Annotated in this window: 12 protein-coding genes and 1 pseudogene; 1 reads left to right on the top strand and 12 read right to left on the bottom strand. The window is 45.7% G+C overall.

What is annotated here, in order from left to right:
* Positions 1–54 precede the first annotated feature (54 nt).
* Positions 55–1,458, top strand: coding sequence for an aspartate kinase (locus tag ACO0K1_RS14615; protein ID WP_423026971.1), 1,404 nt, complete (start codon positions 55–57; stop codon positions 1,456–1,458).
* A gap of 116 nt (positions 1,459–1,574) precedes the next feature.
* Here the strand turns inward: ACO0K1_RS14615 and ACO0K1_RS14610 are convergent, their stop codons facing one another.
* The 12 genes and pseudogenes from ACO0K1_RS14610 to ACO0K1_RS14555 all read right to left on the bottom strand — a co-directional run.
* Positions 1,575–1,934, bottom strand: a complete 360-nt coding sequence (locus tag ACO0K1_RS14610; protein ID WP_423026969.1) for an alkyl sulfatase C-terminal domain-containing protein — start codon at positions 1,932–1,934, stop codon at positions 1,575–1,577.
* Between the two features lie 81 nt (positions 1,935–2,015).
* Positions 2,016–3,545 (bottom strand): alkyl/aryl-sulfatase, encoded by a 1,530-nt coding sequence (locus ACO0K1_RS14605; RefSeq protein WP_423026967.1) that lies wholly within the window; start codon positions 3,543–3,545, stop codon positions 2,016–2,018.
* A gap of 89 nt (positions 3,546–3,634) precedes the next feature.
* Positions 3,635–4,438, bottom strand: coding sequence for a YdcF family protein (locus ACO0K1_RS14600; protein ID WP_423026965.1), 804 nt, complete (start codon positions 4,436–4,438; stop codon positions 3,635–3,637).
* 67 nt (positions 4,439–4,505) lie between these two features.
* Entirely contained in the window at positions 4,506–5,375 is an 870-nt protein-coding gene (locus ACO0K1_RS14595) for an HD-GYP domain-containing protein (protein WP_423026963.1), read from the bottom strand.
* Between the two features lie 131 nt (positions 5,376–5,506).
* Positions 5,507–7,465, bottom strand: coding sequence for a GAF domain-containing protein (locus ACO0K1_RS14590; RefSeq protein WP_423026961.1), 1,959 nt, complete (start codon positions 7,463–7,465; stop codon positions 5,507–5,509).
* Between the two features lie 80 nt (positions 7,466–7,545).
* Positions 7,546–8,862: an alpha/beta hydrolase family protein gene (locus ACO0K1_RS14585; RefSeq protein ID WP_423026959.1), complete on the bottom strand. Its 1,317-nt coding sequence runs from the start codon at positions 8,860–8,862 to the stop codon at positions 7,546–7,548.
* A 392-nt stretch (positions 8,863–9,254) separates the two neighbouring features.
* Positions 9,255–11,318: a DUF4382 domain-containing protein gene (locus ACO0K1_RS14580; protein ID WP_423026957.1), complete on the bottom strand. Its 2,064-nt coding sequence runs from the start codon at positions 11,316–11,318 to the stop codon at positions 9,255–9,257.
* Positions 11,319–11,522: 204 nt separating this feature from the next.
* Complete coding sequence (locus ACO0K1_RS14575) at positions 11,523–11,819, bottom strand: hypothetical protein (RefSeq protein ID WP_423026955.1); 297 nt, start codon at positions 11,817–11,819, stop codon at positions 11,523–11,525.
* A gap of 320 nt (positions 11,820–12,139) precedes the next feature.
* Positions 12,140–13,567 (bottom strand): M64 family metallopeptidase, encoded by a 1,428-nt coding sequence (locus ACO0K1_RS14570; protein WP_423026953.1) that lies wholly within the window; start codon positions 13,565–13,567, stop codon positions 12,140–12,142.
* A 246-nt stretch (positions 13,568–13,813) separates the two neighbouring features.
* A complete protein-coding gene (locus tag ACO0K1_RS14565) occupies positions 13,814–16,204 on the bottom strand; it encodes a TonB-dependent receptor plug domain-containing protein (RefSeq protein ID WP_423026951.1) in 2,391 nt (796 codons plus the stop codon).
* Positions 16,205–16,384: 180 nt separating this feature from the next.
* Entirely contained in the window at positions 16,385–17,317 is a 933-nt protein-coding gene (locus ACO0K1_RS14560) for an SAM hydrolase/SAM-dependent halogenase family protein (RefSeq protein WP_423026949.1), read from the bottom strand.
* Between the two features lie 162 nt (positions 17,318–17,479).
* Positions 17,480–17,597: pseudogene (locus tag ACO0K1_RS14555) on the bottom strand (IS30 family transposase); the annotation flags it as partial.

Raw genomic sequence — 17,597 nt, 5'->3', positions numbered from 1 at the left:
TCGCCCGATATCTTGCTATTGCGTACATTGAGTTAATACATTGTGGAATTGGGTATGAAAAAAATCGTTGTGAAATTTGGTGGATCGAATTTGCGTCAGCCGCAGGATATTGATCGTGTCGTGAATGTTGTTCAAGCGTATCAACGGCCTTTGGTGTTAGTCGTGTCGGCATTCTTTGGGATAACAAATGCGCTGATTGAATGTGTCAAAGCGGCCAAAGAGGGAGCGGGAACAAAGGCAGCATTGAAAGAGAGCCAAAACTATACCAAGACTTTGCGTGCCCTCAAGAAAGAAATTCTGGAAGCAAATATCAGCGATGTTGCTCATCGCCATAGAACCGAAGAAGCATTGGGCGAACGGCTAGATCAATTGGATCGGTTCCTGACCGGTATTCATTGTATTGGTGATGTCCCTACGTTTGTTAATGACGCAATTTTGAGCTATGGTGAACGATTGTCTAGCTTGTTATTGACAGAAGTGTTGCTGAGCAGAGGTATTGCGGCGCGTGAGGCGCTACCTGAAGATATTGGTCTGGTGACAGATGGTGTATTCGGCAATTCTGCCTGCGATTTTGCCGCCAGCACATTGCCGGTGTCAACAGCGCTGGCAGATAATGTGGTCTTTGTCGTGCCAGGTTTTTATGGCGTGGATAAAGATGGCAAAACCACCTTATTTGGCCGTGGTGGTTCTGATTACTCGGCGGCGTCAATTGCCGCGTGCATCGGTGCAGAATCGCTGGATGTATGGAAAGACGTGGATGGCTTTTTAAGTGCAGATCCTGGCACTGTCAGCGCACCGCGTTCCATCTCACAACTGAATTACCTGGAAGCGGCGGAGCTCTCTTATTTCGGTGCAAAAATTTTACATCCACGCACTGTCGAGCCGTTGTTTGACCGCGATATTCCGATCCGGATTTTAAATATCACCCGCCCAGAACGCGGTTTAAAGCCGTACACCATTATCGATGGACAACGCAAGGTGACGAGCGATGTCGTTAAAAGCGTGAGTTCCACAGAAGACGTGGCGATTCTTAAGTTGCATGGTCCCGGCGTAGGTTTTAAATCTGGAATTTTGGCGCAGGTGACGAGCACTTTAGATCGCCATGGTATCAATATCAAGAGTGTGTTGACGGCGCAAACTGCGATCAATATCTTGCTCGCTCGTGATCACCTGGATGCCGCCTATGAGGCGCTAAGTGAGCATCATTTGGCCGGCGTCGTTGAAGTGAGTTGTAATGCAGATGTGGCAATCGTTGCTGTGGTTGGTGATGGCGTATTGGACGCTTCCGATGTCGGTAGTGCAATTGCCAGCCGCGCGTTGTCTGCAGCCTTGGCGGGCGGCGTGCGCGTTAATCTGGCTGCCGCCGGTGCCAGCGAGGTGGCGGCTTACATGCTGGTACAGCAAGCCGATCGCAAATTGGCATTGCGTTTGGTGCATGACGAATTTTTTGCTAAGTAGAAAGAAGCGCGCCGTTTTCTATACGGCGCGTCAATTTTATTTTTGGATTGTCGCTCAGACCTGCTTCGGTTGTACGTGCATCAACTGATACTGATAGCTTAGATAGCTTAGATAGCTTATTTAGTCACGATAGCGAAGCTTCCAGTCGCTTTGTCAATGAGACCAAAAAAGCGCACCAGATCAATTTTACTGCCTTCAATTTTCAAATCATCGCTAAGCAAGGTATCTTTAACACCGGCAGTACCCGCCATCATCTTGATAAAAATGTCTTTAGTCAGTTTCAAGGTCGCATTGGCGTCTGACGCAGGGGCAATTTTTTGATGGTGCAGGACTGCGTTTTCTATCCAAAGTACATAGGATTCATGGGTATCAGTAAGTACTAGATTGATTTTTAGATTTTTACCCTCCGCGGCGGGACCATCTAAGCCGGCTGCCATTGCTTCAAGAAATCGTTCAATCGGTGTTTGCTGCAGCATTTCGATCAATAAGGCACGGTTTATCCCTTTTTTTGGCGGGCCGTTGCGCAGTTCGTCAGCACCTGTCAGATAACTATTGCGTCAGGTCGCTGATTCTGACTGAAAGCCCATCTGCTCGTAGGTTTTAGCAAGTAGTTCTTTGGCATTGGTATTGCCAGAATCCGCAAAAACGACATGATTGAGTAACTCTGCTGCCCAACGATAATCGCCTTGATCAAAAGCAGATTGCGCGGCTGCTAAAGCTTTATCCGCACCTCCGGCTAATGCTACATAGCGCTTGGCTACATCTTGCGGTGGCAGGGGATTTAAATGTGCTGGGTTACCATCGTAGGCACCGAGATAAAATTGGTAAATTGCTTTGACGTTATGACGCAGGTCACCATAATAACCACGAGCAGAGAAATACGTTTCCAGGGATTTTGGTAATTTTATGCTGTCGGCAATCTCTAAAGGTGTCATGCCGGCATTCATCAGGCGTAAAGTTTGATCGTGCATGTATTGATAGGTATCACGCTGTTTGGTAATGAATTCGCTAATCTGGTCATGTCCCCATACTGGCCAGTTATGCTGACCAAAGTAGACTTCAGCTTTGGCACTATGTACAAGAGCCTGATCGAGATAATTGCTCCAGCGTTGGGCATCACGTATTTTGGCGCCGCGAATTGGTAATAAATTGTGCATCGTTTGCGCCAAAATTTCAGCACCAGCGTAAGCTTTCTTTTCTGGAATAGTAAAGGTCAATTCTGCTGGTGCCTCCGCGCCAGGGACATTGTAAAACGTAAACGCCACACCATCGACGTTGACATCCTCGCTGGTTTTCGTGATGAAGCGTGTAGGAGGCACTACCCCTATCGTGCCATAGGAAACATTTTTGCCCAGGCCCGTGTCGATATTGCCCGAGGCAGAATGAGGTAAATTTTTACCGAACTGATAAATCGAGCGACGTGCCATGGCTGTACCTGCCAGAACATTTTCGCTCGTCGCTTCCTCCATGAAGCCATCTGGCGCAATCACAGGTATATGGCGATCAATAAGTTCCTGAGGGTTTGCAATGCCTAAAACGCCGCCGAAATGATCCGCGTGACTGTGGGTAAAAATGATGGCCGAAACGTCTTTGTTGCCTAAGTGTTTGCGGGCAAATGCCAATGCGGCTGCGCCGCTCTCTTTTGACGTCAGAGGATCGACAATGATCCAACCAGTTTGTCCTTCGATGATCGTCATATTAGAGATGTCAAAGCCGCGTAACTGATAAATACCGTCAGTGACTTTAAATAAGCCAAGCTCCGCATTTAACTTTGCATGTCGCCACAAGCTGGGATTCACGGTGGTTGGTGCCTCACCTTGAATAAATTGGTACGCATCAAAATCAATCAGCACATCGCCATTCGGTCCCATGATTTTACCTTCAGGGCGCGCTATCAGACCGCGTTTCGCATTCACGAAGTCGGTTTGATCATTTAATGAGAGCTTTTGTACGCTATCTTGATGAAGTTTGATCGTCGCCGGGCTAGCGGCGCCAATTGTTGGTTCTTTCGATGAGGGACTACAAGCTGACAACAACAGAGAGGAGAGTAACAAAGAAGATGCGAGTCGTAGCGGTTGCGTAGCCATAGTGCACTCCTGATCGGATAAAAGGAACCTGAATCCACGAGTGTAGAATCGTACCGATTATTCAGTCAAGCTTCCTATGGCAGAAGTTGTTATCTGCCTGCATATTCGCCGAGGATGTAGCCACTGATAAACGCAAAATATTCCCGTAGCCAATTGTTGTAGCGGACGCTTAATGGGGTCTCCGCACCTGCGCTTGCAGTATTATTGAAGCCAGCTTTGCGGGCAATGTAATGTGACCTTACGCTGTGGAAGTCGCTGGTAACAATTAATAGTCCCTCCGATGACGTGATCTTGTTGTCGGCCATGAGCTTCTTGCTCATTGCAAAATTTTCAAACGTACTCGTACTGCGCTCTTCTTGCAGAATGCGTGCGGGTGCCAAGCCTCGTGCACGCAAATAGTTACCCATTGCCTCGGCTTCCGTGCACTCTTCTCCGCGATCGAGACCGCCACTGACAACAACTTTTGCATCAGGCAAACGTTCTGCCCAAACTAAACCCAAATCCACGCGGGCACGCAAAGTCGCATTTGGTTTGCAATTGCTGGCATTGGCGCCCAAGACAATAATGGTTTTTACCGGACCTTGAATACGGTTGATCTCAGTATCATGGTTGACTTGAATAAAGTAGAAAAATACTGCTACGCTGGCGAGCCATATTCCCGCGCCGGTCCATCCTAGGCACCATACTTGCAAACGCCATTTTTTTTGATTTAGCCAGTAATGTATAGGCTGCCATTTCAGGCCAATCGCCAGTAGAAAAACAGACACACCTAAAGGAAGGTATACGCCAAAGCCAAAAACGCCGCATAGCATCAATACTATGCTATCGGTAGCCAGCGCCGCACCTAAAAATAGACATAAAAAGCGTTTCAAATTTTCGTTGATGATCGACATAAAGAATGAAGGCAACAAATGAGATCATGCAATTGTCGCACGGGAATGACTTTTCAAATAGTGTGATTCAGAGGTACGCTTGAATATCAACCTGATCAATTTGCTCTGGCCGCATATGTAATTTTGCATAGTCGAGATAAACACCAGAGCGCAGAAAAAGGGCGAATAACTCACTATCAATGTGTTGATCGCGTTGCATGAAACTCATAATTTTGATCGCTTCAGAAAGAGTTTTTCCTTTTTTGTATGGACGATCGGCGGCAGTGAGTGCCTCAAAAATATCTGCGATCGCCATAATTTTTGCGGTGGTACCCATGTCTTTTCCATGCAAACCTTTTGGATATCCTGTGCCATTGATTTTTTCATGATGGCCGCCGGCGATTTCAGGCACACGACTCAAATGGCGCGGAAATGGCAATTGGGTCAGCATCATAATGGTATGAATAATGTGCTCGTTGATCTTGTAACGTTCTTCTTCGGAGAGTGTGCCGCGTACGACTTTCAGATTAACTAGTTCGCCACGGTTATAAAGGTATTCGGGCACTTTGATATTGAAGCCCCATTGGTTATCTGCCGGAATCGTGTCGTGCTGATCGCGCATAAAAATATGTTCCGCTTTATCGTCCAGCACTTTTTCTATGACGGGTAACCCAGCGTCTGGCGTACGATTTTTTCTCTGTCTTTCCTCATCCGATATACCAATGCGGTCCGACAGGGTGCGTTTCCAGCGTCTTTCGGAAATCTGATCAATACGCGCTATTTTTTCTGCGCTCAAAAATTCGCCCCCCGTATTACAGGTAGCAATGAACGAAAAATCATCATCGACGTCGGCAAGAGCTTGAATAAGTTCGGGCTTCAGCACATCGGCATTACCGCCTGCGGCGATCGCTTTCCAGTAATCAATCTCCAGCTCACGTTTGATGACCTCGAAACGCATACGCACTTCGTGGATTCGATCGTATAAAATCTCTAATTTGGTCGCTTTGTCGATAACATACTCTGGCGTCGTGATTTTGCCGCAATCATGCAACCATGCGGCTACATGTAATTCTTCCCATTCCGCTTCAGTTAAATTGAAATCAGCGAAAACCTAGTTGTTTCATTGCAAGCTGCTTGTGCCAGACTTTTTGCGATGAGAGGCAGGCGTTGACAGTGGCCACCGGTAATCGGGTTTTTCGCGTCAATTGCCGTTGCCAGTACCTGGATAAAGGCTTCGATTAACGCTTTTTGCTCTTGGATCAAGCGTTGATTCTCGATCGCCACGGCGGCAGTACCAGAAACAGCTTCCGCCATTGTCTGACGGCCCATATCAATGTTCCTGGCATTGATGAACAAGGCGATTGCACCTACCAGTTGATTTTTTCTATCTCTGAGAGGCACTGAAATCAGCGTACTTTCTGGTAAGCGCCCAACAATTTCACCAAAGAAATTTGTCACATTTTCTGTGTCTAAGCGTAGAACCGAGGAAATATTATTGCTTGCAGTATCACTGAGTTTGGCGTTACAAATCTGTGCTAGTGGATGGGAATCACTGAGATTGATGCACTGTTTTGATCCATTCGATGTGGGCAAAATGGCAGTGATCTGATGATCATGGAAGCGTTGAACTGGTTCTAGCGCGATTGTTTTAGGATCGTATAAATATAAAATCGCTGCATCTGCTATCGTAATTTCGGACAGTTCCCGTAATACCTTGCCTAATAAGGTATCAAAATTTGTTTCAGCCGCAAGGTTGCTGGCAATGTCCAAAAATGAATGTATCGTCGAGCGCATACCCGTCATCGACAACGATAATGCGGAGATTTCATTGACAGGTGAATCGATCTTGACTGGGCTGTTGAAATCAAAATGCGCAATTTTATTGGCTTCTTTAGCCAACTGCAGGATCGGTTGACTGATTCGTTTTGAAAACCAGATCGCCATCATTACGGCGATCCCAAACATGACAGCAAAGATAATGACACTTTGTTTGCGCATCGCGGTAATTTCAGACAATAATTCTCTGTGAGGGCTAGCAATGAGTAGTGTCAATGGCTGACCGCCGGGGACGTTAATTTGCTGTTTGTAGGTCGCCCAGGTGATATCTTCCATCTCAAGCGTTTGGCACGCTGTGCCTTGATTTAACTTTTGCTTGAAAAGTGTTTTCAGTACGTTCGCATCTTGATCCAATAAGCTTGGTAAGCGGAGTGTGCCATCTTTGTCTTCGATGACTTTCGGCCTGAATGGTGGTTTTTGACCACGTTGCATAGCAAGAATTTGTGCATTCTCATCGACTAAAGCGACCCTGCTTGACGGCGTTAATTTATTATTTGTGAGGGTCTCTAATAATGTCGGTAATTCGATATCAATGCCAATAACGGCATCAGCATCCGCAATTTTTTCGGAATAAGTAATGCCAATTTGATGATTGGAGAAAAAGAAATAGGGCTTCGTGACCTTAGCATGATCTGACTCTTGTCGATAATCATTCACTGCAGACTGATACCAAAGCGTATTGCGCGGATCAAAATTTCTCCTGGAAATTTTTTTACGGCTAGTTTCTTGTAGTTTTGCATTGAAACTGAGAATGTAATCCGTAAGAATTTTATGTTCAAAATTAGTACTGTAGACGAGCCACTCTGTGCCTGCCGGCGCTACGAAATCATCGTTAATCGTATCGTTTTCTTGGTGTTTTCTCAGCAGAAAAAATTCACCGCTAGCGTAACCAACGAAGAGTGCCTTCGCAGAAGGGATACTTGATAGCGTTTTGGCGAGATATGCGGTATGCCTGAGTCTGGCATCAATCGTTGTTCCAGGAACAGGCATCGATTCAGCCAGTATTTCTGTTTGATTTTTCGCCGGCGTGTAAATTGCTTGCACAGCGCTGGCTAAATATCTGCCTGTGTCGGAGTAATTGCTATTCGCCTCATCCAAAATAATCTGTCCCATATTTTGGAATTGCCAGATACCAATAGCGAACGCGAAAATCAAGCCGCTTAAACAGCAAAAAATATAAACACGGAATGGCAATTTTTTAAAAACTTGCATCACTTTCCCTTACGCAATCGCAAAAATATGACCTTGCTTCCGTTTGAAAATTATCCTACTGACCTTTGTTTTTATTGCGCTTAAGGTTGTGCTTGCTCAAGACGCAGACCCACCGCGGTACGAGCCTTAAAGCCTTTCCAGTAAGTGTGATCTGGATTGTAAGTCCCATCCTTGGCAACTGACCATTTACCATCTTTAGCATGTTCTATTAAACGTAGGTAAGCATCTTTATCTGCCGCATTTTTGAGAAATTTATCTAAAAATGCCGTTACAAAATGCTGGGAAATATTATTCATGCGTGCATTATCCCAGACAGGATCCATATAATGCTCCGCTGGCACGAAGCGAAGTTTTTCAGAATAACTCCACGTTTCTTTTGGTGCAGGGATAGGCGCACCGGCATTATGATTCGCATTTTCAAAGGTCAATAAATAACGCGGCGCATTGATACTGTTTTCATAAATATTTCTGACACCCGGTGCATAGCCAGACACATCATCCACGCTGCCAGCAATATAAAATATAGGTGTTTTTATTCCAGCTAAGCCTTGCTTATCCCATATCCCTACATTCCATCCCCATGGGGCAAAGGCGACGGCTGCTTTAATGCGCTGATCGATTGATGCAAGGTATTCGGCATTTCCTGTTTCGCGAACGGCGAGACCGCCGTTTGGAACACCTAATGGTGATTTCACAGCGGCCTCACTCAAGCCACCGCCTACGGTATTGACCACCCCATAACCACCCATTGAATAACCTATTAATCCAGTAACATTGGCATTGATGATTCCCTTCAAACCAGTTTTGGCATTCTCGTTTAGTTTTGCCATTTCATTTAAGACAAACAACTGATCCAATGACCGATTGAGCAGTGTACTGCTGAAGCTAGCCTGATCACTGTAAGTGCTGTCGGTATGATCAATGGAAGCAACGACGTAGCCTTTACTGGCGAGGTTGTCGGCGAGATGGCTAAGTAAAAAGCGATTGCCCGGATAGCCATGCGAAATAATGAGCAGTGGATAAGGACCATTTGTAACGTCAGCCTGCGCATCTCGTACGGCTCGACCCCACAACGATACGGGCGTGACGCCATCACGTCCAACGGTCTTTATGGTGCTGCCTGGCTGTTGGCCAGCGGCCAATTTTGCTGGATACCAGACCTCAACGGTGAGTGGCCTGTCATAGGTCGGAATTGCCTCTCCTGCTCTGGCTTTTAATACATCGGCTTGATTTGCGTGGATGAATTGGAATGTCGTAACACCGGTCTGTTGGTTGCCGTAGTGGGCTAATTCTGGAGCGTCAGGCCGAATCGTATCGATACGATTTTCTTGAGAATAACTGGCACTTGTGCCCAAAAGCAGAACGCTCAGAGTTAAACCACGAGAAATATTTTTCATTTTAGATTTCGGTAGGAGGAGAGATTAGTTTTCGCAATCATAAGCTGTTATTGATCCAGATGCTCCATGATAATCAATTAGTAACTCCGATTTGGGTCAATTGCATTGCAAGGTGTAGGTTGGCTGCAACTTCAGTGGCATAAATTTTCGTTAAATTCGCTCAACATTGAAAGCTCGCAAGCTTACAAATTTGCATTTTTTGAATTGCTACTAGAAAGTTGAATGGCGGTTTGGAACCAATTTCAAACGGGAGAGGGGACGCCCACGGCAGCGAGATCCTCAATGAATGGAGAACGCAAAAGGGTAAGTTTTTACATATTTAAAAAATCAAAAGCCGCTTAAATTTAACTTAAGCGGCTTTCGAAGTAGTGACGTATTTACCTATTCGTACCTTACTTAGATGGTGCGTTAGAACCCGTAAAGTACTTGATTGTGTAGGCGCTGATGGTGCCATCTGACTGCGGTACACCGGTCACTTCAACCTTGTTACCAGCTACTAATCCTCCAATTAATGAAGCAATCCCTGTGGTCGTCGTGATGTCCAGAGGACTCACAGTGACCTGATCGCCTGAACGATCTACCTGATAAACCAGTGTCGCTGAACCAGTTACCGCACTTAAGCCTACCGTCACAGATTTGGTGCCACCCGATGCATTGATTGCAAATGTGTAATTATTTGCAGAACCTGTTTGAGGTACCAGGGCGCTCGCAACAGTAGTATGAGGAATCGTTTGTGGTTGCAAGATTGCGTACGGTGCGGACCATCCACTTGGTTTAGCTGGATCACCCCAGGTTGCGTATGATAGTGCTGACGCGTTATAGACGATCGGGCTTGTGCCGCCAAAATTAATTGCTCCACCACCATTGCCGCTCGTCGTTGTCACAAATTTGCTAATGGCATTGGTTGCCGACGTTGTATAGGTCACAATCGTTGGATAAGCGTAATTCCAGAACTTGAATCCATTAATTGTTGTCGCCGGGTTGAGTGGATCTGCACCATTTGCTGTGTTGTTACTGATGTAAGTAAGATTAACAATATAGTTATCTCTGCTTGTTGGGTAATTACTGTTGAGATTGAATGCAGTCGGCGTGACGTTATTGATCGTTCCTGAATATGGTGCAGATTCAATGTCAACAGTTGCGGCATGCAGCGTCGCTGCAGTGACATCGACTGGAGTGATTTTTACTTTAAATCCACGAACCAGATTGTGGATCGTCAGGAACCCCGGACCTGTTCCGATGACGTTCGTATCTGTTGCGGTATTCGGACTGCGGAAGAAGAACTGAGTGGTTGGATCAATGATTACGTTGATCGGTTTACCATCAGCATTGTCAACCACAATGCTCGTACCAGCTTGGTTTGTGTGAGTCACATGCCCCTCCGGACTCACGAATACCTTATTGAAACTAGTCGAAGCGTAGATGCGCGTCGCGACCAACGTTCCGTCTTGCTGGTAACGTGCGGCGATCCTTACATACTCACCTGTTTTTTGTAGTGCGGCGACAACTGTTGCACTAGAGAAGTCCTTAATGGTCGCGTTATTTGCACTGTTATCGAGATCGTAGAACAAAGTTCCATTGGTACTATCGAGACTAAAGGTTGCGGCTTTTCCTGTGTCGACGGGTGTGAACGTATTACCGCCTCCAGTTGTTGATATAGCGCCCGTGTCACGCTCGATGACGATGGTTTTTGCTGTGGTGGAAAGCGATGTCACACTGCCGTACACGTTACGTAAAACCAGATGCGTCAAGTCGCTTACTGGCTTATGTTTTACGGGACCATTGAAGTTGATCGCCCAGATAGTATTGCCGCCACCTGCTGGTACATGTCCGATGATGAAAGCTGGATGGCTAAGATCAAAGTCGACATTGATTCCAGTCGTTGTCGTGCCTGCCGCTGGTGCTGGGTTCGTTGCTGAGGTCGCTTGCGGAGCAACAAATGGGGCGGCAAATTTAACGTTGAAGGTAACTGTCTGGCTGCCTGTTGCACCCGTTGCACCTTGAATCACGATACGACTTTTTGGTATGACTGTTCCAGGAGCTTCAGGGAATCCAGATTCTGGATCGCTCGCGACTGTCAGTCCGATATCGCCAGGATTTGCACTTAAAGTCAGCGTCGCGCTGACGTAGGTTGTACCTGCGGTGAGTGTGGCCGAGTTGAGTTGCTCGGCCAGATTATCCAATTGTTCGAGGTTCCCGCTCCAAGGAGTACTCAATAAATTCGCAGTGACGTTACCATTCGAGTCAGTAAAGGTAATGGCGTTGATGGTGACGTTAATTGCCGACCAATCATCGGAAGACGCATCGCTCAGCATGATCGGCACATTGACCGATTGTGGTGCTATAGAAACCGGTGTGGGGGTAGATGTTGACGATGTGGATGAGCCGCCACCGCCGCCGCATGCAGAAAGGCAGGCAAGCACGATGGCCGTTAAGGTAAATTGATGGTTTTTCATGATGCAAGTGTCCCTTACTAAATTGAACGGATTTTGTTCGGTTGAAGCTACAAAGGTAACGATGAAACCTGATAAATATCGAACTACTTTTTTCTGCTTCTGCTTCTGCTTCTGCTCCTGATTCTGCTTCTGCTTTTGCTTGGCTTTCAGATACGCTGATTTAATGACCGATTTTCATGATTGAGTTTCTTTAATTTTGTCCCATTAATTACTTTTGGGGAACAAATTTTGCGCTATATTTGTTTCATTTCGTAGCATTCGATGAAGCTCATCAAAGTCCTCCATGGTTTGAAATTTGTGTTCAATAATTGACATTTTTATCTCATTAATTTTCTTTTTGTCAGGAAAATCTTTTAATGCTTTGACCAATCGATTGATTTTGAAATGTTGTGCAATCAGCATTCCAAAAAGCAATAAAAAAGGTAGCGCTGAGAGGCAAGAGTGAACATCGATTTTTGAAATTGAACTTGGCATTGTTTTTGATTTGGCAATGGTTTTCATGGAAGAAAGCCGCATTTCAGAATTTGCTTTTTATGTAAAAGAAGCAAACTTTTGCGAAAGGAAGTAACGCTACTTTCGCAAATAAAGTTGTCGTCGTGAAAGTAACGTATCGTAGGAGGTTGTAAGCGAATGAAATCGGTTTGTCGATTTTTTGCTACAAAGGAGCAAGGGGAGGGATGATCTTGTAACTAAAGTAATAATTACAAAACAACAAAACGATCAAAACGAAGATGGCTGCTGTATAGGTGGAATTCAGCGATAAAAAGAGCTGCTGATCAACGTATTGAGTAGATCAATTTTAGCAGCTCTTTACCTTCGTATTATTTCTTTGTTTGCACAAGCCCTGGTGTTGAATACATTTGAATGACTTTCTCTACCGCAGCACTGCAAACATCGCAAAATTTGTCACTGCGATCAAACATGATGCACTGCATGGCAGGGCGGTAATAACCATGGGATTCGTAATTGGCACCTTCAAATGCGCCAGTGATATGCTCAAATTTTGCTTCAGAAAATAGTTTTTTGCTATACGCTAAATCTTCTTTGAACAGCGCGCTCATTTCTGATTCCGGGCGATTTTTTGCTCTGAGTTCAGCACGAGTTTTTTGATATTCTTTAGCGTGTTCATCATAAGCTTGTTTGGGCCATGGCGTAGGCACTGGTGTGCTCGAAGCAATTTTGTCTTTCCATTTCAGATTGCTTGGATCAAGCAGCGCAGTCGCGTTGGGTTCCCACGGTTCGACTTTATTTGCGCTTGGCTGATAGGCTACTGGGGATGTGTAGTATTCATCAGCGAGACCAGCGAAATGATGGCCGAATTCATGCACAAACAAATAATTGGCCCAGTCATTTTTTGCTGCTGCGGTACTGAATTGACCAAAGATACCGCCGCCGCCATAGGTTTCATTATTCACTAGAATTTCGATGAACTCGTAAGGCGCATATTGTGCGATGTCACGTAGAGCACGATTGTCTGTCGTCAATACATAACGTTCACTGCCAAAAATATCATAACGGGCTCCCAAAGCGGACGCATGATAAACGCCCGTCGATGGACGAGAAACGCCGGATTCTTGTGTCGGTACCGCCATCGCCCAGACGTTAAAATCTTTTGCGTGTTCTTTAAACGGCGAGACTTCAAACAAATGTTTGCTCAATCTGGTGGCATCCGCTTTGAATTTCTGCATTTCTGCAGCAGTATAGCCATCACCTAAAATTAATAAATCCACCTTGTCTGGTGACGCGCCTGAGACACGAATTGGGATTGGTTTGACTGGTGCTGGACCTTGTTTACGGATCACGTCCTGAGAGTCTGTATCAACCTCCACACTCCATGAAAGAGTAAAAACATTGTCGGTGTTACGTTTGAAAATGCTAATTTTGACCGGATGTTCTGGTTTTGGAAAACGAACAGATTCTTCGAAGCCGCGGCTGATTTTGCCAGCCTCTTCAGTGCTGCTCCACTCGCCAAACACAGTAGAAAAACCGCGCGAGTACAATAATTCGCCGGTTTTTATATCGGTGATCTCTACTTTATTGTTGCCGAGATTCGAGTGATCAATATTCTGCTTTACGTTGCCCGGCCAAGGTAAAGGTTCGACCAGTACGCGCTCCAGCGCATATTGTTCTGTGGTGGCATTACCGCTATGCAAATAATCGACACGGATGGTCGCCGGTTGTGCTGCAAAGACAAGCTGAGAGAAGCCTAGTAAGGCTGCACTTAGAATTGTGTAACGTGAAAAGTTCATCAGGACTCCATAGATTGGAATGAAATAGTGACACCAGCTTCGATTGTAAACCGGGAAGTGGCCGTCATATTGCCCATTATATCGGCCATTGTTGAATGAGAACTACAAATGCATAAGAACCCGTGCCTTTCCGCTCCCGCGCCCGCTCACGCTCCCACTCGCGATTGAGGGGAGCATTACGTTAGAACACTTCTCCTGAGAACGGGAGAGACGCATAACCTGGCAGCGGAAATATCTTCATTTCTCTTAAAATTGATGATTCAAACGTGCATATAAATACCGTCCGTTAATACCGATAGGTGATACATAATTATAAGGAAAAGCGCCAGAATAACTGTCGTTGGGATTAGTCGTGCGCGTTGGATATTTGTCCGTTAAATTATTGGCACCAACCAAAATGGATGTCGTTTTATTTAAAGTATATTTTGCTTCCAGATCCAAGGTCCAGGCAGCATCAAACTCAAACGGTGCGCTGGATGGGTCATAAGACATCACAGACAATGTTCCATAACGAGTGAGCCGACCGTTGATGTTCCATTGATTGACTTGCCAATCACCGGATAAAACTAATTTTGTTTTAGGTGTTGCATGCATTAAGTCATACAAGGTCTTTGCATTGAATAATGGCGTGCCGCCGATACCTGTACGTACCGAATCAAGATTGTTGTGGTTGTAGTTTAAAGCTGCGGTCAGACTAAGTTTGCTATCAGCCAAAGCAACATCTCGTTGCACTACGGTCTCGATGCCCTTGGTTGTCGTATCAAGACCATTCGTCAAGAAATTAACAGCGTTCAGCGTCGGATAGTTAGGGTCATTGATACTAATCGGACTCGACAGTGCGATTCTGTCTTTGAGCTTGATTTGATACGCATCAAGTGTCAGATAAGTACCATCCGGAGCGCGATATGCCAGCCCTAATGTCTCGTTGACAGACGATTCTGGCTTCAAGGCTTGCGCGCCTTGCCCTTGTGCGAGAGGGTCCGTCGCAGGAACCAAAGCTACATTTGACAATTGACCCGCAGAATTAAACCCTAATACGGTATTCCGAAAGCCAACCTGCGCTAATTCTGGTGCGCGAAAACTATTCGAGATGGAACCGCGCACCAGAAAATCAGGCGAAAATTTATAGCGGAAAGACACTTTACCAGTCGCTTTGCCGCCGATATCGCCAATGTTTGAATATCGTGCCGCGACACCAAGCAACAAATGTTTGCTCAAATCACTGTCCACATTGATATACGCTGATTTGTTATAGCGCGACAAATTGACCGTGTCCGAGGGCTGCAAACCCGGGTCACCTTGAGCACCCGGCAGGCCGTTAGTGTCAGATCCAGCTAAATACGAAGCCGGATCGCCAGCTTCAGTGCGGTAGGCGTCGCGTTGTGATTCAGCACCAATGGCGACGTTTAACGGCGTTGGTAAAATACCGTCAAAGCTGCGATGAACATCGATATTAATCCCTTGCTGTGTTGAGATGAAATTTGCCAAATGGAAGCGTGTCGGGCTGGCGCCATCCAGTGATGAATTAATTGTGTTTTCAAGATCGTAGCTGAAGTAGTTCCGACCCAGCCGCAAGCTGACATCGAGATTCCATTCACCTACCTCACCGCGTGCACCAACCACCGCCCCAAAGTCGTTACTACGATTCACGCTAACAGGTAAAAAGCCATTCGGATACACGGCTAGCACATTACCAGGGTCACCCGGCCAGCGGAAAAAACCAATGCCCAGCGAGCGACGTTGATTATATGTGGCGAATGAATAAAGCTCGACGTCGTCGGATAACGGAAGTGCGCCGTTAAAGAATAAATTGGTGTTATACAGTTGTGGGTCACCAGATTTGAATAATACTTTTCCGACCAACGCTTCATCCGCTGGCGTGCCATTATAGGAAGAATCAGCCGATGGCCCTGCACGATTCGTGCCATTTTTATCCTGGTAATCAAACCCAAAACGCACGTAGCCCTTGTCGCCAATTTTCAAACCTGTATTAACGCCCACCTGAAAATTTTGCCCGTCAGTGATGGTTTTATTTAAGGGCGAAAAGTTGGTGTGATTGCCGCCATATGACACATAAGTATCGGTGCCGCTTGACGCTTTTTTCAAGACGATATTAATGACACCGGCAACCGCATCGCTTCCATACTGAGACCCGGCACCATCACGTAAGATTTCAATTCTTTCGATGGCACTGACTGGGAGCGCATTCAGATCGACCGACACTGTACCTTGAAATAATCCTTCCTGATCCATGGTCGCGTTTGGATGCCAGCGTTTGCCGTTGACCAGAATCAATACTTCATCTGGCGCTAAGCCACGTAATTGTATGGTGCGTATTGTGTCGGATGTGCCGCTAGCCGAAGCCTTGGGCATGTTGATGGATGGCGACAAGTTCTGTAACAACTGACCTAATTCTCCCGTGTTGCCTGCTCGTTCGAGGTCCTTTGCCGTGAAAATATCGATAGGTACATCGCTATCGAACAAGGAGCGTGCTTTAGCACGTGATCCAATAATAGAGATCGTCGCCGCACCAGTTTCGCTGCCCTGATCATTGGCGTAGATACTCGGCGTATAGAAGGCGAGCAAACCTGCAGCGGCGAGCGCTTGGCGAAGGATTCGATTTTTAATAATCAGCATGATGTAATTCGCTTAGGAGCGTTTTTAGATAGTCAGTTCGTTGGTAAAATCTGTCGATCACTAGATGAAATTTCTGGGAAATTTCCTGACAAAAAGTTTACTTTTAAGAGCAACTGAAGTCGCTGCTGTGATCGAACTGAAATCATGGCAGCAACTTGATTTGCGATGAAAAGAATTCTGCTATTTGTTTGAAGAAGCTGATTTTTCAACTTGGATATGCCAGTCTGCACCAGACTCAACATGATATTTTTTAGCAAAATCGCCTTGATTAATCGCCAATGAAAAATTGAGCAGACTATTTACATACGCCAGCGGTTTTCCAACCTTGACGCCGCCAAATGAGTTTTCAAATGGTAAAACCAGCGTGCTTATTTTTTTATCTTTATGAAAAATGCTAACCTGCAACTTATCGCCAGCATTGATCGACAATTGATCCAATGTGGATTTCGGGATGTTCGTCCAGACATTGCCATAGTTAACATCTAACACCGGGATATTGCCTCGCAAAGTGTTACCGCTGCGGTTGGCTTTTTGGTAGTCAATTTTTGTTAATATGACAGGATCAAGCACTGGACCGACGTCTTCAAATTTAATAATGTCGCCCGCTAATCTTGCTCCAGTGTATGCATACACATCACGGCCGTGAAAGGTGTAACTATCGGCTGATCCTGGCAGTCGATTCACTTTCTCATCGATTTCTCTGATCTCAGCAATCCCGTCTCGCTCAGCAATTAATGTGTATAAACCATTATTAGGACCAACAAAATATCGTCCATTCTTTGTTTTCAAAACGATGGATTTTCGTTCCGTCCCAACACCAGGATCAACAACAGTCACAAATACTGTTCCTTGCGGCCAGTAGTTGGCGGTTTGGTACAGACGATAAGCGGCGATCCAAATATCGTAGGTCGGAATTTGATGGCTAAGGTCAGAAATATTTAGTTGCGGATCAACCCCAAATGCCACTCCACGCATCGCCGAAACGGCACCATCAGCCTGTCCAAAGTCCGTTAATAAAACGAGTGGTGTTCGTGCCTGCGCAACACTAAGTACACCCATTGATGTGGTAATTAAAAACGTGGCAGCTAAAATGTATTTTTGAATAATTTTCATAAGGTAGTAGGTAATTGAGATAAATCGATTGGCGAATTTAATGAGAGGGCGACCACCGTATTAATTAGCATAGGGGGGCTTGCCATGCAAGGCGTGCGTATTTATAAATTGCTTAGAAAAAGTATATAGTCGATTTTTTGTGGTGAATTAGACTTGGCGGATTCAATTTCGAAGTGCAACCACATGTTGATGCGATTGTAACTGCTTCATAAATACTTGGTGCGGCGTTTTGAAGCCGAGACATTTTCTGGGACGATGATTTAAGCTGTTCATCGCCCAT

The organism is Undibacterium sp. SXout20W, from assembly GCF_049340285.1.
Classification (GTDB): Bacteria; Pseudomonadota; Gammaproteobacteria; order Burkholderiales; family Burkholderiaceae_D; genus Undibacterium.
Note: the sequence above shows the minus strand (reverse complement) of the source record. Positions and strands in the feature narration are given on the sequence as shown.